Below are 18,245 nucleotides of genomic sequence, written 5' to 3'. Positions count from 1 at the left end.
TCTTGACGTCCACGACCAGGCCGGCCGGGACGCGCAGGTAGCCCAGGTCGCGGGCGATGCCCATGTTGCGGACCATCGAGCGGCCGACGAAGGCGACCCGGCGGCCGTACTCGTGGGCGGCGTCGAGGATCTGCTGGATGCGGTGCACGTGGCTGGCGAAGCTGGCCACGATGATGCGCTTCTGGGCGCCCGCGAAGACCTGGCGCAGCACGCCCGAGATGTCGCGCTCGGGCGGGACGAAGCCGGGGACCTCGGCGTTGGTGGAGTCGACCAGCAGCAGGTCGATGCCCTCCTCGCCGAGCCGCGCGAAGGCGGGCAGGTCGGTGAGGCGGCGGTCCAGCGGGAGCTGGTCCATCTTGAAGTCGCCGGTGTGCACGGCCATGCCGGCGGGGGTGCGGATCGCGACCGCCAGGGCGTCCGGGATGGAGTGGTTGACCGCGATGAACTCGCAGTCGAAGGGGCCCAGGCGCTCGCGGTCGCCCTCGGCGACCTCGAGGGTGTACGGGCGGATGCGGTGCTCCTGGAGCTTGGCCTCGATCAGGGCGAGGGTCAGCTTGGAGCCGATCAGCGGGATGTCCGGCTTCTCGCGGAGGAGGAAGGGGACGCCGCCGATGTGGTCCTCGTGCCCGTGGGTGAGCACGATGCCGTCGATGTCGTCCAGGCGGTCCCGGATGGACGTGAAGTCCGGCAGGATCAGGTCGACTCCGGGCTGCTCCTCCTCGGGGAAGAGCACTCCGCAGTCGACGATCAGCAGACGGCCGCCGTACTCGAAGACCGTCATGTTGCGGCCGATCTCACCGAGGCCGCCGAGCGGGGTGACGCGCAGGCCGCCCTCGGGCAGCTTCGGCGGTGCGCCGAGTTCAGGGTGCGGGTGACTCAAAAGACTCTCCTCACCACGCACGCCACATGCCTCGGGGGCACATGGCGCGCGTGACCTTCGTGCACTTGCAAGTGATGTGTGGTGTTGCGTGGTGTTACGTGGTCTTGCGTATGGAGTTGTGAAGTCTGTGGTGCGCTGCGGTCACGCTGGGTGTCCGGCGCGGCGGCCCTCCCGGCCGCTCCCCCTGTTACAGCTGTACCCCGCCGGCCGCGAGATCGCGCTTGAGCTGCTCGGTCTCCTCGGGGCTCAGGCCGAGGAGCGGCAGCCGCAGCGGGCCCGCGGGCAGGCCCTGGAGGCCGAGGGCGGCCTTGGTGGTCATGGCGCCCTGGGTGCGGAAGATGCCGGTGAAGACCGGGAGCAGCCGCTGGTGGATCTCCGCGGCCTTGGCGACGTCGCCGGAGCGGTGCGCGTCGAGCATGGCGCGCAGTTCGGGGGCGACGAGGTGGCCCACGACGGAGACGAAGCCGACGGCGCCGATGGAGAGCAGCGGCAGGTTGAGCATGTCGTCGCCGGAGTACCAGGCGAGGCCCGACCGGGAGAGTGCCCAGCTCGCGGCCGCCAGGTCGCCCTTGGCGTCCTTGTTCGCCACGATGCACGGGTGCTCGGCGAGCCGGACGATGGTCTCGGTCTCGAGGGCGACGCCGCTGCGGCCGGGGATGTCGTAGAGCATCACCGGGAGGTCGGTGGCGTCGGCGACCGTCGTGAAGTGGCGGACGAGGCCTTCCTGCGGGGGCTTGTTGTAGTACGGCGTGACGACGAGCAGGCCGTGGGCGCCTGCGTCCTTCGCGGCGCGGGCGAGTTCGGTGCTGTGCCGGGTGTCGTTGGTGCCGGCTCCGGCGATGACGTGGGCTCGGTCTCCGACCGCTTCGACCACGGCACGTACGAGCTGGGCTTTCTCCGCATCGCTGGTGGTGGGGGACTCACCGGTGGTGCCGTTGACGACGAGGCCGTCGTTGCCTGCATCGACGAGGTGGCGGGCGAGCCGCTGCGCGCCGTCGAGATCGAGCGCACCCTCGCTGGTGAAAGGCGTGACCATGGCGGTCAGGACGCGCCCGAAGGGGGTCTGCGGTGTGGAGGTCGGAGCCATGGGGCCCACGCTACTCGTTGCTCACCGTGAGGTGCTCCCTCGGGGAGTGCCAAAGGGATCCCGGTACTGCCTGCTCGGGGGTTCAAGCAGTACCGGGTCCGTTTTTTCAGCCTAGATGAAGGTGTCGAAATGCCGCAATACGGACACCTGACGGGTGCCTGCCGCCCGCGCCGACAGGCACGGGCGATCGCCGCCGGCTACGGAGCGACACGGCCGTTCTTGTTGAAGGCCTCGTAGGTGAGCGGCATGAGCTTCGCCCACTCCGCCTCCATCTTCTCGCCCACCATCTCGATCTCCCGCTGCGGGAACGAGGGCACCGCCGCCAGCTCGTGCTGCGTGCGCAGGCCGAGGAAGTGCATCAGCGAACGGGCGTTGCACGTGGCGTACATCGAGGAGAAAAGGCCGACCGGCAGGACCGAACGGGCCACCTCGCGGGCCACGCCCGCGGCCAGCATCTCCTGGTAGGCCTCGTAGGCGTCCCGGTAGGAGCTCTCCATCACGCGCGCGGTCAGCTCGTGCTGCGCCTGGGTGCCCTCGACGAAGACGTACTTGCCGGGGCGGCCCTCCTGGACCAGCTTGCGAGACTCGCCCGGGACGTAGAAGACCGGCTGGAGCTCCCGGTAGCGGCCGGACTCCTCGTTGTACGACCAGCCCACGCGGTGCCGCATGAACTCGCGGAAGACGAAGATCGGGGCGCTGATGAAGAACGTCATCGAGTTGTGCTCGAAGGGGCTGCCGTGACGGTCGCGCATCAGGTAGTTGATGAGCCCCTTGGACCGCTCCGGGTCCTTGCTGATCTCTTCGAGGGACTGCTCGCCGGCCGTGGAGACGCGGGCCGCCCACAGCACATCGCTGTCGGCGGCGCTGTGCTTGACCAGCTCGACCGTCACGTCGCTGCGAAACGTCGGCTTGTCTGCCGTGGCGTCCTCGGTGGGGCTGTCGGTCACCGGCGGTCCTTCCAGTTGCATTGCTCGGGCGGCGCCAAGCCTACGGGCCACCACCGACAACGGGCCGGGGGACGCCGGTGCGAGCCGGGGGAAGAGGGGTGCCGGTTGAGATTTTTCACAGAAGTCACGGAAAACGGGCACCGTGAAGGCCGTTCGTACGTCCTTATGTGTGACACCACACGCGCCGAGGTTCCTAGGAGAGCCCACCATGTTCCGCCGGCGAGAGCCCGTACCGTTCGCCTTCGTCGCCGAAGCCGAGCGATACCGCAGCAACGTCACGCCGCCAGCCCCGGATCGCGCGAGCCGCTCGGAGATCGCCGGGCGCGCGCTCGTGGGGCTGACGGTGGCCGCCGGGCTGGTCGGTGCGCTGCTCTTCGGCTGGCCCGCGCTGCAGACGGCCGGCCCGCAGAGCGCACACCACACACAGCAGTCCGAGGCCAAAGACGGCCGTTGACCGACGAGTGCAGTCGGGCCCCGGAGCGGTATCGCTCCGGGGCCCGACTGTTTTTCGATCAGCAGGTAACCTCACCCGGCACAGACCTTCGAGCGTGCGTATGAGTGAGGAACCGTCGTGCCCCTGCCCTTTGTCGATGCGCCTGCGCCTGCCGCTCCGTCCCCGGTGTCCCTGTACGAGGACCCCGACCGGTGGCGACGGCCGTACCGGCCCGGGCCGTTGCGGGTCGGGGGCACGGCACTGGTGCTGCTGCTCGCGGCGTACGTACTCTGCTCGGCACTGATCATCGCCTGTGCCGGAGCGTTTCTCCTCGCCGGAATGTGGGGCGGGGTGGCCGTCGTCCTGCTCGTCCTGGCAGTGCGGCTGGTGCGCACGGGCATCTGGGTCGGCCCCGCAGGGCTGCGGCAGATCCGGCTCCTGTCGACCAGGACCCTGGCGTGGGCCGAGGTCGGCGCGGTGCGCGTGGTGGAGCAGCCGGTGCGCTGGCTGGGGCTGCCGCGGCGGGTTCCCGGGCGGGCCCTCGTCGTGGAGCCGTTCCCCGTGCTCGTCACCGATCACGGGGCGGATTTCCTGGAGCGGCCCCTGGCCTTCGCCGAGGCCGCTTCCGCATTGCAGGAGCGGGTGGCCGGGCTCGGGGGCCGCTGACGGAACCTGCCCCTTACGAGGCGCTCTTGGCGTGCAGGGCGATCGCGTGCTGCATCGCCTTGCGTGCCCTCGGGGTGTCCCGCGCGTCGTGGTACGCCACCGCCAGGCGGAACCACGAGCGCCAGTCCCCCGGTGCCGCCTCGGTCTCGGCCTGGCGGCGCCGGAACACCTCGTCCGCCGAGTCCCGGTCGATGCGGCCGCTCGGGGTGCGCACCAGCTCGTCCACCGGCAGGCCGCCCTCCGCCTCCAGCACCTGCGCCAGGCGGTTCGCGTCGCGCGCGAACTTGGTGGTCTTGTAGAGGAACCACGCGCCGATGAACGGCAGGACGAGCACGGCGACGCCGAAGGCGACCGTGATCACCGTCCCCTGCTCGATCAGCATCACGCCGCGGCTGCCGACCAGGACGAAGTAGACGACCAGGACGGCTGCCAGGGCGAAGTAGACGATCTTTGCGCGCATGTTCTCAGCCCAGGTCCAGGAAGTGTTCCAGGCCGAAGGTCAGGCCCGGGGTGGTCACCACGCGCCGCGCGCCGAGCAGGATGCCCGGCATGAAGCAGCTGTGGTGCAGCGAGTCGTGGCGGATGGTGAGCGTCTCGCCGGTGTCGCCGAGGAGCACCTCCTGGTGCGCCAGCAGGCCGCGCAGCCGCACGGCGTGCACCGGCACCCCGTCGACGTCCGCGCCGCGGGCGCCCTCCAGGGCCGTGGTCGTGGCGTCGGGCTGCGGGGCGCAGCCCGCCTCGCGGCGCGCGGCGGCGATCAGCTGCGCCGTGCGGGTGGCGGTGCCGGAGGGGGCGTCCGCCTTGTTCGGGTGGTGCAGCTCGACGACCTCGACGGACTCGAAGAACCGGGCCGCCTGCTGGGCGAAGGTCATGGTCAGGACCGCGCCGATGGAGAAGTTGGGGGCGATGAGCACGCCGGTGCCCGGCTTGGCGTCCAGCCAGGAGGTCAGCTGCGCGAGGCGCTCCTCGGTCCAGCCGGTGGTGCCGACCACGCCGTGGATGCCGTGGGCGACGCAGAACTCGAGGTTGTCCATCACCGAGTCGGGGTGGGTCAGCTCGACCGCGACCTGGGCTCCCGCCCCGGTCAGGGTCTCCAGGCTGTCGCCCCGGCCCAGCGCGGCCACCAGTTCCATGTCCTCGGCGGCCTCCACGGCCCGTACGGCCTCGGAGCCGATGCGGCCCTTGGCACCGATGACGGCCACGCGCAGCTTGCTCATCGTCCCTGCTTCCCTTGCTCGCCTGTTTGCGAAACGGCTTATGAAACGGCCTCGTGCAGGCGGGCTGCCTGCTTGTCCTTCAGCGGGCCGATGACGGACAGCGAAGGACGCTGTCCCAGTACATCGCGTGCCACTTCGCGGATCTCGTCCGGGGTGACGGCGGCGATGCGGGCCAGCATGTCGGAGACCGACATCTGGTCGCCCCAGCACAGCTCGCTCTTGCCGATGCGGTTCATCAGCGCACCGGTGTCCTCCAGGCCGAGGACCGTGGAGCCGGACAGCTGGCCGATGGCGCGGGCGATCTCGTCCTCCGGCAGACCCTCGGCGGCGACCCGGTCCAGCTCGTCGCGGCAGATCCTGAGCACGTCGTGGACCTGGGCGGGACGGCAGCCGGCGTAGACGCCGAAGAGGCCGCAGTCGGCGAAGCCGGAGGTGTAGGAGTAGACGGAGTAGGCCAGTCCGCGCTTCTCCCGGACCTCCTGGAAGAGCCGCGAGCTCATGCCGCCGCCGAGGGCGGTGTTGAGCACGCCGAGCGCCCAGCGGCGGTCGTCGGTGCGGGCCAGGCCGGGGACGCCGAGGACGACGTGCGCCTGCTCGGTCTTGCGGCCGAGCAGTTCCACGCGGCCGGCGGTGCGGATCGTGCGGCTGCCGTCGCGCGGGGCGACCGGCTCCGCGTCCGTACGGGTCAGGGCGCCGGCCTTCTCGAAGGCGGCCCGGACCTGGCGTACGACCTTGGCGTGGTCGACGTTGCCCGCGGCGGCCACGACCAGGTGGGTCGGGTCGTAGTGGCGCTTGTAGAAGCGGGCGATCTGGTCACGGCTCAGCGCGTTGATCGTGTCGACGGTGCCCAGCACCGGGCGGCCGAGGGGGGTGTCGCCGAGCATGGTGTGCGCGAACAGGTCGTGCACGCAGTCGCCCGGGTCGTCCTCGGTCATGGCGATCTCTTCGAGGATCACGCCGCGTTCGGCGTCCACGTCCTCGGCGGCGATCAGCGAGCCGGTGAGCATGTCGCAGACGACGTCGATGGCCAGCGGCAGATCCGTGTCGAGCACCCGCGCGTAGTAGCAGGTGTACTCCTTGGCCGTGAACGCGTTCATCTCGCCGCCGACCGCGTCGATGGCGGCGGAGATGTCGAGCGCGCTGCGCCTGGCCGTGCCCTTGAAGAGCAGGTGCTCCAGGTAGTGCGTGGCGCCGTTGAGCGTCGGGGTCTCGTCGCGGGAGCCGACGTTGGCCCAGATGCCGAAGGTCGCGGAGCGGACGGAGGGCAGGGTCTCGGTGACGACCCGCAGGCCGCCGGGGAGGGTGGTCCGGCGGACCGTGCCGATGCCGTTCTCGCCCTTGAGAAGCGTTTGGGTACGGGCGACGGCCCGCCCCTCCGAGGAGGTGCGGGCCGTCTTCCGGGGACTACGGGACGTCACTTGTCGGACTCGTCCTTGGTCTCGTCGTTGCTGTCCTCGCCCTCGATGACCGGGATCAGGGAGAGCTTGCCGCGCTGGTCGATCTCGGCGATCTCGACCTGGACCTTGGTACCGACCCCGAGCACGTCCTCGACGTTCTCCACGCGCTTGCCGCCGGCGAGCTTGCGGATCTGCGAGATGTGCAGCAGGCCGTCCTTGCCCGGGAGCAGGGAGACGAACGCACCGAAGGTCGTGGTCTTGACGACCGTGCCCAGGTAGCGCTCGCCGACCTCCGGCATGGTCGGGTTGGCGATGCCGTTGATCGTGGCGCGGGCGGCCTCGGCGGAGGGGCCGTCGGCGGCACCGATGTAGATGGTGCCGTCGTCCTCGATCGTGATCTCGGCGCCGGTGTCCTCCTGGATCTGGTTGATCATCTTGCCCTTGGGGCCGATGACCTCACCGATCTTGTCGACCGGGATCTTGACGGTGATGATCCGCGGGGCGTGCGGGGACATCTCGTCCGGACGGTCGATGGCCTCCATCATCACGTCGAGGATGTGCAGGCGGGCGTCGCGGGCCTGCTTCAGCGCGGCGGCCAGGACCGAGGCGGGGATGCCGTCGAGCTTGGTGTCGAGCTGGAGCGCGGTCACGAACTCCTTGGTGCCGGCGACCTTGAAGTCCATGTCACCGAACGCGTCCTCCGCACCGAGGATGTCGGTGAGGGTGACGTAGTGGGTCTCGCCCTCGATCTCCTGGGAGATCAGGCCCATGGCGATACCGGCGACGGGGGCCTTCAGCGGCACACCGGCGTTCAGCAGCGACATGGTGGAGGCGCAGACCGAGCCCATGGACGTCGAACCGTTGGAGCCGAGAGCCTCGGACACCTGGCGGATCGCGTACGGGAACTCCTCGCGCGTCGGCAGCACCGGCATGAGCGCGCGCTCGGCCAGGGCGCCGTGGCCGATCTCGCGGCGCTTCGGGGAGCCGACGCGGCCGGTCTCACCGGTGGAGTACGGCGGGAAGTTGTAGTTGTGCATGTAGCGCTTGCGCGTCACCGGGGAGAGGGTGTCGAGCTGCTGCTCCATGCGCAGCATGTTCAGCGTGGTGACACCCAGGATCTGGGTCTCGCCGCGCTCGAACAGCGCCGAGCCGTGGACGCGCGGGATGGCCTCGACCTCGGCGGCGAGCGTGCGGATGTCCGTCACGCCACGGCCGTCGATGCGCTTCTTCTCCTTGATGACGCGCTCGCGGACCAGGGTCTTGGTCAGCGAACGGTACGCGGCGGAGATCTCCTTCTCGCGGCCCTCGAACTCGGGGAGCAGCTTCTCGGCGGCCAGACCCTTGACGCGGTCCAGCTCGGCCTCGCGCTCCTGCTTGCCGGCGATGGTGAGCGCCTGCGCGAGCTCGGTCCTGACCGCGGCGGTCAGCGCCTCCAGGACGTCGTCCTGGTAGTCGAGGAACACCGGGAACTCGCCGGTCGGCTTGGCGGCCTTGGCGGCGAGGTCGGCCTGGGCCTTGCACAGGACCTTGATGAACGGCTTGGCGGCCTCGAGACCGGCGGCCACGACCTCCTCGGTCGGGGCCTCGGCGCCGTCCTTGACCATCTGGATGGTCTTCTCGGTGGCCTCGGCCTCGACCATCATGATCGCGACGTCGCCGTCGGGCAGCACGCGGCCGGCCACGACCATGTCGAAGACGGCGTCCTCGAGCTCGGTGTGGGTCGGGAACGCCACCCACTGGCCCTTGATCAGGGCGACGCGGGTGCCGCCGATGGGGCCGGAGAAGGGCAGGCCCGCGAGCTGCGTGGAGCAGGAGGCGGCGTTGATCGCGACCACGTCGTAGAGGTGGTCGGGGTTGAGCGCCATGACCGTCTCGACGATCTGGATCTCGTTGCGCAGGCCCTTCTTGAAGGACGGGCGCAGCGGGCGGTCGATCAGACGGCAGGTGAGGATCGCGTCCTCGGAGGGGCGGCCCTCGCGGCGGAAGAAGGATCCGGGGATCTTCCCGGCCGCGTACATGCGCTCCTCGACGTCGACGGTCAGCGGGAAGAAGTCCAGCTGGTCCTTCGGGTTCTTGGAGGCGGTGGTGGCCGACAGCACCATGGTGTCGTCGTCCAGGTACGCCACGGCGGAGCCGGCGGCCTGCTTGGCCAGGCGGCCCGTCTCGAAGCGGATGGTGCGGGTGCCGAAGGCGCCGTTGTCGATGACGGCCTCGGCGTAGTGGGTCTCGTTCTCCACCAGGGTTATCTCCTCGTCTGCGTCCCCTGCCCGTGTGGCGGGGGACGGTGGCGGAGGGCGCCTTCGTGCTCCGTGCGGGCCGGTCTTCGATCGAAGCACCCGGAATTCCCTGTTCCGGGGGCCACTACCGAGGACCGGCGGAGAGACCGGCGCTCCTCCTCGTCAGGTTGTGCGTTGTGGGACCAGACTACAAAGCTTCTGCTTCCCACGAGATACGCAAAGGGAGCGGTTCCCCTGGGTGGGAACCGCTCCCTTCATGGCGTCTTACTTGGCGCCGGCGGCACCGCGGCGGATGCCGAGGCGCTCGACCAGGGCGCGGAAGCGCGTGATGTCCTTCTTGGCCAGGTACTGCAGCAGGCGGCGGCGCTGGCCGACCAGGAGCAGCAGACCACGGCGGGAGTGGTGGTCGTGCTTGTGCGTCTTGAGGTGCTCCGTCAGGTCGGTGATCCGACGGGTGAGCAGCGCGACCTGGACCTCGGGGGAACCGGTGTCGCCCTCCTTGGTGGCGAACTCGGCCATGATCTGCTTCTTCGTAGCGGCGTCGAGCGACACGCGGTACTCCTTCTGGGTGTTCTGGGCCACCGAGTGCCCCTGGTCTCTGTCTCAGGGAGCTTCCGTTACTCGGGAGGCGTAGCCGCTGGGCGCTGACCTCAGAGGTATGACCTTCCGAGGGCGCGTACACAAACGGGTACCCGGCACTTTACCAGGCGCGGAGGGTGGTCCGGCCCGGTGCGGGCCGTCCCCCTGCGGGGCTACGCCCCCGTCAGGCCCCGTACCGTCCCGTACACGTCCAGTGCCCCCAGGCACAGCGGCACCAGGGCCAGCAGGAGCACGCTCTCCGCCAGCTCCGTGAAGCGGGCCCAGAAGGGGGACACCCCCTTGCGGGGGACGATCAGGGCCACACCGGTCAGGAGGGCGGCGACCGCGGCCGTGGCCGCCGAGAGCCAGACGGTGCGGACATCCGGGGAGCCGTGCGCCGGCGGGTTCAGGGCCAGGCCCACGACCAGCAGGGCCAGAGCCGCCAGGCCCGCGCCCAGCACCGCGCCGACCTGGGCCGTGTAGCGGAAGAGCCGCGCCCGCAGCAGCAGCGCCAGGCCGGAGGCCAGGGCCAGGGCCTGTGCCCAGGGCCCGGAGGAGAAGGCCAGTACGGCCGTGGCGCCGACGGCGACCGCCGCGCAGCCGCCGACCAGGCCCAGCAGCAGCTCGTGCCCGCGCCGCACCTGCACCGCGATGCGCTCCGCATCGACCGGCTCGGCCCGGAAGCCCTCCCCCTCCGCCGTCGCCGAGCGCGGCGCCGCATAGCCGACGGGCAGCCGGGCGACCCGCGCCGAGAGCCCGGGCAGGAAGGCGAGCGCGCCGATCGCGACGACCGCGCACACCGCCGCGGCCCCCGAGGGCGCGGCCCCGGTGAGGATCGTGCCGAAGCCGGCCAGCGTGCCGGTGGCCGAGGCGACCACGGCGGCGACGAAGGGGGCGTCGCCCCCCGGCAGCGCGGCGGTCAGCGCGACGGAGCCGACGAGCGCGGCCACGCAGGCCAGCAGGAACTGCAGCCGTCCGGTCCCCTGGCCGGGGTCCAGGGCGAGGATCCCGGAGCCGGCGGTCATCAGGTGCGGCAGGGCCGCCAGCCCGAGTGCGACGGCGGCGCCGCGGTCGTCGTAGACCCGGGCCCGTACACCTGCGAACGCGGCCAGCAGCACGCCGGCCGCCGCGGCGGTCACGCCCGGGAGGCCGTGCATGTCGTGCCGCACCGGGTCGGCGGACCACAGCGCGAACGCCATCAGCACGAGCAGCAGCGCACCGCCGAACAGACCTGCGCCCCGCAGGAGTTGGCCGCTCCAGAGGTTGTTCCCGCGGGTGACGGCCGAGGCGACCGCCTCGCTGACGTCGTCGTGGACGGCGGGCGGCAGGGACTCGGCGAAGGGCCGCAGCGACAGGAGTTCGCCGTCGAGAACGCGCTGGGCGAGCAGCGAGCGCGCGCCGTCGAGGACGGTGCCGTCGCGGCGGACGAGGTGGTAGCCGGTGGGTGCGCCGGCGGGCTGGGTCTGCCCGGTCAGGCGCAGGATCTCCGGGTACACGTCGGCGACGGCGATGTCGTCGGGGAGGGCGACGTCGATCCGGCTGTCGGGCGCGACGACGGTCACCCTGCAGAATCCGGTCGCAGCGGACGTGTTCACCTTGTGGGCCCCCTGAATCGGTACAACAACGCATGCCGTTCGCTCGTGCATACGCGCGGCGGTCACCCTATCGGGGCGGCGGAGCCGCGCGTCGGTAGGATCGCCGTCTCGCGGGGGGAGGCCGGCGCCACTGGGGCGTCCGCGCGGCACTGTTCCCCACCGCGCGGAGGGGTTGAGGGATCCGGTGAGCCAGGTCGTCGTCAAGCGCCAGCCGCGGGCCTACCCGCCGGAGGTGCCCAGCGAGGAACTCCGCCTGGAACCGCCGCCCGAGCTGCCGCGCGGGCCGCAAGAGGGCATGCTGATGCAGCTGTTGCCCACGCTGGGCATGGCCTCGTCGATGGTGTACTTCTTCATGCCGGGCGCCGCGCCCATGATGAAGATCATGGGCGTCATGATGATGTTCTCGACGGTCGGCATGACCGTCGCGATGCTCGTCAGGCACCGTCAGGGCTCGCAGGGGCGGCTGGCGGACATGCGCCGCGACTACCTCAAGTACCTCGCGCAGACGCGGCGCACGGTGCGCCGGACGGCGCGGGCGCAGCGCGATGCGCAGTTCTATCTGCACCCCTCCCCCGACCAGTTGTGGTCGGTGGTCGCCGAGGGGAGCCGGCTGTGGGAGCGGCGGGCGACCGACGACGACTTCGCGCAGGTGCGCGTCGGGCTGGGCGCGCAGCAGCTGGCCACTCCGCTGGTGGCCCCGGAGACCGCGCCGGTGGACGAGCTGGAGCCGCTGACGGCCGGTGCGATGCAGCAGTTCCTGGCGGCGCACGCGTCGCTGGACGGCATGCCGGTCGCCCTGTCGCTGCGCGCCTTCTACCACGTGACGGTCTCGGGCGAGCCGGAGACGGTGCAGGGCACGGCGCGTGCGCTCGTCGCGCAGCTGGTGACGCTGCACTCGCCGGAGGACCTGGTCGTCGCGGTGGTGCCGGCGCGCGGGGCGATGGCGCAGTGGGAGTGGGCCAAGTGGCTTCCGCACGTGCAGGTTCCGGGCGTCGTGGACGGCGCGGGCCCGCGGCGGCTGATCGGTGACGACCTGAGCGAGCTCGAAGAGCTGCTGATGCCGCGGCTGGAGGGCCGTACGCGGTTCAGCCGGGACGGGCAGCCGGTGCTCGACCAGCCGCATGTGGTCGTGGTGCTGGACGGCGCGATGGTGCCGCCGGGTTCGGTGTTCGCGGCTCCCGAGGGGCTGCAGGGCGTGACGATCGTGGAGCTCGTGCAGGGCGAGCTGGACGAGCCGCGCGGCGGGCTGTCCGTGGTCGTGCGGCCGGGTGCGCTGCAGTTGCTCTCGCAGGTCGCCGCGTACGACGGCGTGCCCGACACGCTCTCCCCCGAGGCGGCGGAGGCGCTCGCCCGTCAGTTGGCGCCGCTGCGCACGGGCGGGGGCGACGGCGACGAACCGCTGCTCGCCAACCTGGACTTCACCGATCTGCTGGGCCTGGGCGACGCGGGCTCGGTCGAGGTGTCGCGCACCTGGCGGCCCCGCTCGGCGGCCGAGCGGCTGCGCGTGCCGATCGGGGTCGGCGAGGACGGCGCGCCCGTGATGCTCGACATCAAGGAGGCGGCGCAGGACGGCATGGGCCCGCACGGCCTGTGCGTCGGCGCGACCGGCTCCGGCAAGTCGGAGCTGCTGCGCACGCTGGTGCTGGGTCTGGCCGTCACGCACACCTCGGAGACGCTCAACTTCGTCCTCGCGGACTTCAAGGGCGGTGCGACCTTCGCGGGCATGTCCGGTCTGCCGCACGTCGCCGCCGTCATCACCAACCTCGCCGACGACCTGACGCTCGTCGACCGCATGCGCGACTCCATCACCGGCGAACTGCAGCGCCGCCAGGAGCTGCTGAAGTCGGCGGGCAACTACGCGAACCTCCACGACTACGAGAAGGCGCGCGCGGCCGGTGCCCCGCTGGAGCCGCTGGCTTCACTCGTCCTGGTGATCGACGAGTTCAGCGAGCTGTTGACGGCGAAGCCGGACTTCATCGACATGTTCATCCAGATCGGCCGTATCGGCCGCTCGCTGGGGGTGCATCTGCTGCTGGCCTCCCAGCGTCTGGAGGAGGGCCGGCTGCGCGGTCTGGAGACGTACCTGTCGTACCGCATCGGCCTGCGGACCTTCTCGGCGGCGGAGTCGCGGACCGCGCTGGGCGTGCCGGACGCGTACCACCTGCCGTCCGTGCCGGGCTCGGGCTATCTGAAGTTCGGCACCGACGAGATGACGCGCTTCAAGGCCGCGTACGTCTCCGGTACGTACCGCTCGGCCGCGACGGCCGCGACGGGCGACGACGGGGGGCTGCCGGTCGAGCGGCGTCCGGTGCTGTTCACGGCGGAGCCGGTCCCGGTGACGTACGCCGCTCCCGACCCGGCCGCGCTGCGTGCGGTCCCGGGGCGCGGGGAGGAGGACGCCTTCGCCGACACCGTGCTCGACGTCGTCGTGCGCCGGATCGAGGGCCAGGGCCCGCCGGCCCACCAGGTGTGGCTGCCGCCGCTGGACAAGGCGCCGTCGCTGGACCAGCTGCTCCCGCCGCTGTCGGCGGTGCCGGGTCGCGGCCTGACCGCCGCCGAATACCCGCGCCCGGGCGGCCTCGTGGTGCCCCTGGGTCTGATCGACAAGCCCTTCGAGCAGCGCCGGGACGTGCTGTACCGGGACTTCTCGGGCGCGGCGGGCCACATGCTCGTCGTGGGCGGCCCGCAGTCCGGCAAGTCGACGCTGCTGCGCACGCTTGTGGCCTCGTTCGCGCTGACGCACACCCCGGCCGAAGTGCAGTTCTACGGGCTCGACTTCGGCGGCGGCGGGATGAGTGCCGTCGCCGGTCTGCCGCACGTCGGCGGGGTGGCCTCGCGGCTGGACCCCGAGCGGGTGCGGCGGACGGTCGCGGAGGTGGCGGGGATCCTGGCGCGGCGCGAGGAGTTCTTCCGCGACCGCGGCATCGACTCGATCGCCTCGTACCGGCGGCGCCGGGCGCTGGGCGAGTTCGCCGAGCAGGGCTGGGGCGATGTCTTCCTGCTCGTCGACGGCTGGGGCGCCTTCAAGCAGGAGTACGACATGCTGGAGGGCGTCGTCACCGACATCGCGGGCCGCGGCCTGGGCTACGGCGTGCACGTCGTCATCACCGCCTCCCGCAACATGGAGGTCCGCCCGGCGCTCAAGGACCAGCTGCTGGGCCGGCTGGAGCTGCGGCTCGGCGACACGATGGACTCCGAGTTCGACCGCAAGGTCGCCGCGAACGTCCCCGCCGGGGTGCCCGGCCGCGGCCAACTCCCCGAGAAGCTGCACTTCATGGGTGCGCAGCCGCGCATCGACGGCGGCGACGACCCGGGCGGCATGACGGAGGCCACGGCGGCGCTGGCCGACGCGGTCCGCGACGCCTGGTCCGGCCCGCACGCCCCGCACGTGCGGCTGCTGCCCCGCAGGCTCGACGCGGGCGAACTGCCCAAGGGGTCCGAGTTCCCGCAGCGCGGCGTGGCGATCGGCATCGACGAGACCCGGCTCGAACCGGTCTTCGTGGACTTCGAGACCGACCCCTTCTTCCTGGTCTTCGGCGAGAGCGAGTCCGGCAAGACGGCGTTGCTGCGGCTGCTGGCCAAGCAGATCACGGAGCGGTACGGCCCCGACGAGGCGAAGATCGTCGTCGGGGACTACCGGCGCACACTGCTGGACGTCGTCCCGCCGTCGCACCTGCTGGAGTACGCGCCGATCGCCTCGTCGCTGACGGTGCACGCGAACGCGCTGAAGGGCCTGATGGAGCGGCGCGCCCCGCAACCGGGCATCACGCCGCAGCAGTTGCGCGAGCGCAGCTGGTGGAAGGGCCCGCAGTTCTTCGTCTTCGTCGACGACTACGAACTGGTGGCGGCCGGCGGCAACAACCCGCTGGCGGTCCTCACGGAGAACCTGCCGTTCGCGCGGGACGTCGGCATCCGCTTCATCGTCGCGCGGAGCTCGGCGGGTGCGTCGCGCTCGATGTTCGAGTCGTTCATGCAGCGCATCAAGGAACTGGGCGCGCAGGGTGTGGTGTTGTCCGGCGACCCGGGCGAGGGCGACATCCTGGGCGGCGTCCGCCCACGGCCGATGCCGCCGGGGCGGGGCTTCTTCGTGTCCCGGAAGCGGGGGGCTCCGCTGGTGCAGGTGGGGTGGGTGCCGGAGGAGTGAGCGCTCCGCCGGGGGCGCGGCGCTGTTGACATATGCGGCTCCGCCGCGTGGGCGCGACCACGGGCGCCCCGTCAGGGGCGCGGGGAACTGCGCGAGCAACCCCCACCGGCCCGCAGCCGACGCACCACGCCCAGGGGTCCGGGGCGCAGCCCTGGGGGCACCCCCAGCGGTAGCTGGGGGAACCTCGACTGCGGGCGCGTCGTGGCCGATCGCGCAGTTCCCCGCGCCCCTTACGGGGCGCACCCCCTTCCCCGGCGGGGAGGAGATGGCCGACCGCTCGGGTCCGGCGTTCAGGGAGCGGTACCGCGAGCTGTTCGCGTCGAGCCCGGAGCTGCACGCGGAGCTGGTGTCGCGCGTCGTGCACGGCCGTGTGGTGATCGACCAGGAGCGCGTGAGCGGGTTTATGGGCGGTGACGTGCGTACCGCTGTCGCGATGTACGACGTCGGGCCGGAGAAGATCGAACGCGTCTGGTTCGTCGCCTGACGTACGGTGGCCCGCATGATCGATCCTGTGGAACTCGTCATCTTCGACTGCGACGGCGTGCTCGTCGACAGCGAATCCATCGCCGCCCGCATCAATGTCCGCCTGGGGGCGGAACTCGGGTGGCCGATGAGCGAGGCGGAGGTCGTCGAGCGGTTCATGGGCCGCTCCGCGGCGTCCATTCGTACCGACATCGTCGCGCACATAGGCGAGGAGCGGGCCACCGTCTGGGAGGAACGCTTCTGGACACTGCACCAGGAGGCGATGGACGCCGAGCTGACCGCGGTCCCGGGCATCGCCGAGGCCCTCGACGCGATCGAGGCGGCGGGCCTCCCCACGTGCGTCGCCTCCAGCGGCACACACGAGAAGATGCGGCACACCCTCGGCATCACCGGCCTGTACGGCCGCTTCGAGGGCCGCATCTTCAGCGCGACCGAGGTCGCGCACGGCAAGCCCGCGCCCGATCTGTTCCTGCACGCGGCGGCCGCGATGGGCGTGGCTCCCGCGGCGTGCGTCGTGGTCGAGGACAGCAAGTACGGCGTCCAGGCGGCCCGTTCGGCGGGCATGCGCTCCCTCGGGTACGCGGGCGGGCTGATCCCGGCGGAGTGGCTCGAAGGCCCGGGCACGGTCGTCTTCGACGACATGCGCAAGCTGCCGGCGCTGCTGGCCCGGGGCTGACGCCCGTATCCTCGGTGACCATGACAACTTCCGGACCGTTGAGCCCCGTCAGCAGGACGGCCCTGTCCGTCGCCAACGTGCGCGCGCTGGAGAGCGAGCGCCCCGGCGGGCTCTTCACGGACCCGTATGCGCGGGCGTTCGTCAGGACCGCCGGATACACCACGGGCCGGAAGCCCGGGCCGTACGCCCTGGCGCTCGCCCACTACACGGTGATCCGTACCCGTTTCTACGACGACTACCTGCTCGGGGCCGTCGACGGCGGCATCCGCCAAGTCGTCCTGCCGGCGGCCGGGTTGGACACCCGGGCCTACCGCCTGCCCTGGCCGGACGGGGTGCGGCTGTACGAGCTGGACCTGCCGCCGGTGCTGGAGTTCAAGGAGCGCGTCCTGGCGGGGCAGGGCGCCGCACCGCGCTGTGAACGGACCGCGCTCGACGTCGACCTCACCGGCGCGGACTGGGCCGCCCGGCTGGCCGCGGCCGGCTTCGACCGGGAGGCGCCGACGGCCTGGCTGGTCGAGGGGCTGTTCGTCTACCTCACCGAGGACGAGGCCGTCGGCCTGCTGGACACCCTGGGCGGGCTCTCCGCCCCCGGCAGCCGGCTCGCGCACGAACGCGGGCGGGACGTCTCGGCGGCGGGCGCCGGCGATCCGACCGTCGCCCACCTCGTCGCGCTCTGGAAGGGCGGCCTCGGCACCGGGCTCGGCGACTGGCTGGGCCGGCACGGCTGGAACGTCGAGACGCACCCGCTGGACGCCGTCGCGGAACGCTACGGGCGGTCCTGGTCCGGAACGGGCCCGGACATGGCCGGATTTCACGTCTCCACCCGCAGCTGATCGCGCCCCTGTCCATGCCGGCCGGCGTGTGCCAGGGTGAGCATCATGACCAAGACACCGGACGGTCGTCCGTTACCGCCCCCGCAGGCCGGTGAACGCGCCATGCTGGAGAGCTGGTTGGAGTTCCACCGCGCCACGCTCGTGCTGAAGTGCACGGGTCTCGACGACGCACTCGCGCGCCGCGCCTCGGCGGAGCCGTCGCCGCTGACCCTGCTCGGTCTGGTCCGGCACATGACGGACGTCGAACGGAACTGGTTCCAGCGTGTGTTCGCCCAGCGCGACGTACCGCTGCCGTACGGCGAGGAGCAGGCCTACGGGTTCGCACCGGCCCCGGACCTCGGTATGGACGAGGCGCTGGCCGCATGGCGCGCGGAGACCGATGCGAGCCGGGCGGCGGCAGCAGGCGCCTCGCTGGACGACACGGGCCGGCTCTCCGAGCGGGACGCGGCGCAGATCGGCTTCCGGGACGTCTCACTGCGCTGGATCATGGTGCACATGATCGAGGAGTATGCGCGCCACAACGGTCACGCGGATCTGATCCGCGAACGCATCGACGGCGCGACGGGGATCTGAGCGGCGAAGTGCGGTGCGCGATCGCGCCCCAAAGGGGCGCGGGGAACTGCGCGACCAGCCACAACGAGCCCGCAGTTGGCGCACCGCACTTCCCGCGGAGCGCTACGGCTCCAGGGTGATGGAGTTGATCGGCGTCATGTCCTTGTCGATGTACCAGCCGGCGGGCAGGTAGCCCTCACAACCACTGCCGTTGTAGCCCGTGCAGGTGCGCATGGTGGCGCCGCCGGTCTGGTTGTTGTAGATGCGGTAGGTCCCGTACATGTTGCTGAGGTTGTAGGTCCCGTACTTGTAGTACGTCTGGGACGGCTGGTCGTTGTTCCATCCGGCGCCCGGGTAGAAGCACACGTCGCCGGAGGGGCATCCGTGGCTGGCGTCGGCGGGCCGGGCGGAGGCGGTGGTCGCACCGACCGTGGTGAACGCTCCGACGGCGAGCGCGAGTGCCGCGGCGGTCTTCATCGTCCTGCGCATGATGGTTCCCCCTTGGGATCGTGCTTGGTC

General features: G+C 71.5%; 17 protein-coding genes. 7 read left to right on the top strand and 10 right to left on the bottom strand.

Annotated features, from left to right (window positions below; translation table 11 throughout):
- The 3 genes from HG542_RS28545 to thyX all read right to left on the bottom strand — a co-directional run.
- A partial coding sequence (locus HG542_RS28545) for a ribonuclease J (RefSeq protein WP_171086430.1) occupies positions 1-880 on the bottom strand: 880 nt, incomplete at its 3' end.
- Positions 881-1,067: 187 nt separating this feature from the next.
- Entirely contained in the window at positions 1,068-1,967 is a 900-nt protein-coding gene (dapA, locus tag HG542_RS28540; protein WP_171086428.1) for a 4-hydroxy-tetrahydrodipicolinate synthase, read from the bottom strand.
- A gap of 197 nt (positions 1,968-2,164) precedes the next feature.
- Positions 2,165-2,935 carry an FAD-dependent thymidylate synthase gene (thyX, locus tag HG542_RS28535; RefSeq protein ID WP_176607079.1) on the bottom strand — a complete coding sequence of 257 codons (771 nt, stop codon included), beginning with the start codon at positions 2,933-2,935 and terminating at the stop codon, positions 2,165-2,167.
- Between the two features lie 187 nt (positions 2,936-3,122).
- On the opposite strand from thyX, the gene HG542_RS28530 reads away from it, so the two are divergent.
- Both HG542_RS28530 and HG542_RS28525 read left to right on the top strand, forming a co-directional pair.
- Positions 3,123-3,368, top strand: coding sequence for a hypothetical protein (locus HG542_RS28530; protein ID WP_171086424.1), 246 nt, complete (start codon positions 3,123-3,125; stop codon positions 3,366-3,368).
- A 117-nt stretch (positions 3,369-3,485) separates the two neighbouring features.
- The gene (locus tag HG542_RS28525) at positions 3,486-4,013 is read left to right on the top strand and encodes an SCO5741 family PH domain-containing membrane protein (protein ID WP_171086422.1); all 528 of its coding nucleotides are present in this window, start codon (positions 3,486-3,488) and stop codon (positions 4,011-4,013) included.
- Positions 4,014-4,026: 13 nt separating this feature from the next.
- On the opposite strand, the gene HG542_RS28520 is transcribed toward HG542_RS28525, so the two are convergent.
- From HG542_RS28520 to eccD, 6 genes are all read right to left on the bottom strand, one after another.
- Entirely contained in the window at positions 4,027-4,473 is a 447-nt protein-coding gene (locus tag HG542_RS28520; RefSeq protein ID WP_171086421.1) for a tetratricopeptide repeat protein, read from the bottom strand.
- Between the two features lie 4 nt (positions 4,474-4,477).
- Positions 4,478-5,230: a 4-hydroxy-tetrahydrodipicolinate reductase gene (gene dapB / locus HG542_RS28515; RefSeq protein ID WP_171086420.1), complete on the bottom strand. Its 753-nt coding sequence runs from the start codon at positions 5,228-5,230 to the stop codon at positions 4,478-4,480.
- A 38-nt stretch (positions 5,231-5,268) separates the two neighbouring features.
- Positions 5,269-6,648 carry a M16 family metallopeptidase gene (locus HG542_RS28510; protein WP_171086419.1) on the bottom strand — a complete coding sequence of 460 codons (1,380 nt, stop codon included), beginning with the start codon at positions 6,646-6,648 and terminating at the stop codon, positions 5,269-5,271.
- Positions 6,645-8,864, bottom strand: coding sequence for a polyribonucleotide nucleotidyltransferase (locus tag HG542_RS28505; RefSeq protein ID WP_171086413.1), 2,220 nt, complete (start codon positions 8,862-8,864; stop codon positions 6,645-6,647). The genes HG542_RS28510 and HG542_RS28505 overlap by 4 nt, the downstream gene beginning before the upstream one ends.
- A 264-nt stretch (positions 8,865-9,128) precedes the next feature.
- Positions 9,129-9,416: a 30S ribosomal protein S15 gene (gene rpsO / locus HG542_RS28500; protein WP_171086442.1), complete on the bottom strand. Its 288-nt coding sequence runs from the start codon at positions 9,414-9,416 to the stop codon at positions 9,129-9,131.
- A 200-nt stretch (positions 9,417-9,616) separates the two neighbouring features.
- The gene (gene eccD, locus HG542_RS28495) at positions 9,617-11,038 is read right to left on the bottom strand and encodes a type VII secretion integral membrane protein EccD (protein ID WP_229922924.1); all 1,422 of its coding nucleotides are present in this window, start codon (positions 11,036-11,038) and stop codon (positions 9,617-9,619) included.
- A gap of 184 nt (positions 11,039-11,222) precedes the next feature.
- Here eccD and eccCa point away from each other — a divergent pair, with 184 nt between their 5' ends.
- The 5 genes from eccCa (at position 11,223) to HG542_RS28470 (ending at position 17,747) form a co-directional block, all read left to right on the top strand.
- Positions 11,223-15,182, top strand: coding sequence for a type VII secretion protein EccCa (gene eccCa, locus HG542_RS28490; protein ID WP_171086404.1), 3,960 nt, complete (start codon positions 11,223-11,225; stop codon positions 15,180-15,182).
- Positions 15,183-15,447: 265 nt separating this feature from the next.
- On the top strand, positions 15,448-15,666 hold the full coding sequence (locus HG542_RS28485; protein WP_171086401.1) for a hypothetical protein: 219 nt from the start codon (positions 15,448-15,450) through the stop codon (positions 15,664-15,666).
- A 15-nt stretch (positions 15,667-15,681) separates the two neighbouring features.
- Positions 15,682-16,341, top strand: a complete 660-nt coding sequence (locus HG542_RS28480) for an HAD family hydrolase (RefSeq protein ID WP_171086395.1) — start codon at positions 15,682-15,684, stop codon at positions 16,339-16,341.
- Between the two features lie 20 nt (positions 16,342-16,361).
- Positions 16,362-17,174, top strand: a complete 813-nt coding sequence (locus tag HG542_RS28475; protein WP_171086394.1) for an SAM-dependent methyltransferase — start codon at positions 16,362-16,364, stop codon at positions 17,172-17,174.
- A gap of 45 nt (positions 17,175-17,219) precedes the next feature.
- The gene (locus HG542_RS28470; RefSeq protein WP_171086392.1) at positions 17,220-17,747 is read left to right on the top strand and encodes a DinB family protein; all 528 of its coding nucleotides are present in this window, start codon (positions 17,220-17,222) and stop codon (positions 17,745-17,747) included.
- A gap of 102 nt (positions 17,748-17,849) precedes the next feature.
- Here the strand turns inward: HG542_RS28470 and HG542_RS28465 are convergent, their stop codons facing one another.
- Positions 17,850-18,215, bottom strand: a complete 366-nt coding sequence (locus tag HG542_RS28465; protein ID WP_171086391.1) for a hypothetical protein — start codon at positions 18,213-18,215, stop codon at positions 17,850-17,852.
- Between the last annotated feature and the right edge of the window lie 30 nt (positions 18,216-18,245).

This window comes from Streptomyces morookaense, from assembly GCF_013030945.1.
GTDB classification, from domain to species: Bacteria; Actinomycetota; Actinomycetes; order Streptomycetales; family Streptomycetaceae; genus Streptomyces; species Streptomyces morookaensis.
The sequence above is the reverse complement of the archived record's forward strand: the minus strand, read 5'-3'. Positions and strand labels throughout refer to the sequence as shown.

Bases quoted from the DNA above. Each gene is read 5' to 3' on its own strand.
- dapB (WP_171086420.1), bottom strand. From the start codon at position 5,230: ATGAGCAAGCTGCGCGTGGCCGTCATCGGTGCCAAGGGCCGCATCGGC.
- HG542_RS28475 (WP_171086394.1), top strand. From the start codon at position 16,362: ATGACAACTTCCGGACCGTTGAGCCCCGTCAGCAGGACGGCCCTGTCC.
- HG542_RS28485 (WP_171086401.1), top strand. From the start codon at position 15,448: ATGGCCGACCGCTCGGGTCCGGCGTTCAGGGAGCGGTACCGCGAGCTG.
- thyX (WP_176607079.1), bottom strand. From the start codon at position 2,935: ATGCAACTGGAAGGACCGCCGGTGACCGACAGCCCCACCGAGGACGCC.
- HG542_RS28530 (WP_171086424.1), top strand. From the start codon at position 3,123: ATGTTCCGCCGGCGAGAGCCCGTACCGTTCGCCTTCGTCGCCGAAGCC.
- HG542_RS28520 (WP_171086421.1), bottom strand. From the start codon at position 4,473: ATGCGCGCAAAGATCGTCTACTTCGCCCTGGCAGCCGTCCTGGTCGTC.
- HG542_RS28465 (WP_171086391.1), bottom strand. From the start codon at position 18,215: ATGCGCAGGACGATGAAGACCGCCGCGGCACTCGCGCTCGCCGTCGGA.
- HG542_RS28470 (WP_171086392.1), top strand. From the start codon at position 17,220: ATGACCAAGACACCGGACGGTCGTCCGTTACCGCCCCCGCAGGCCGGT.
- dapA (WP_171086428.1), bottom strand. From the start codon at position 1,967: ATGGCTCCGACCTCCACACCGCAGACCCCCTTCGGGCGCGTCCTGACC.
- HG542_RS28480 (WP_171086395.1), top strand. From the start codon at position 15,682: ATGATCGATCCTGTGGAACTCGTCATCTTCGACTGCGACGGCGTGCTC.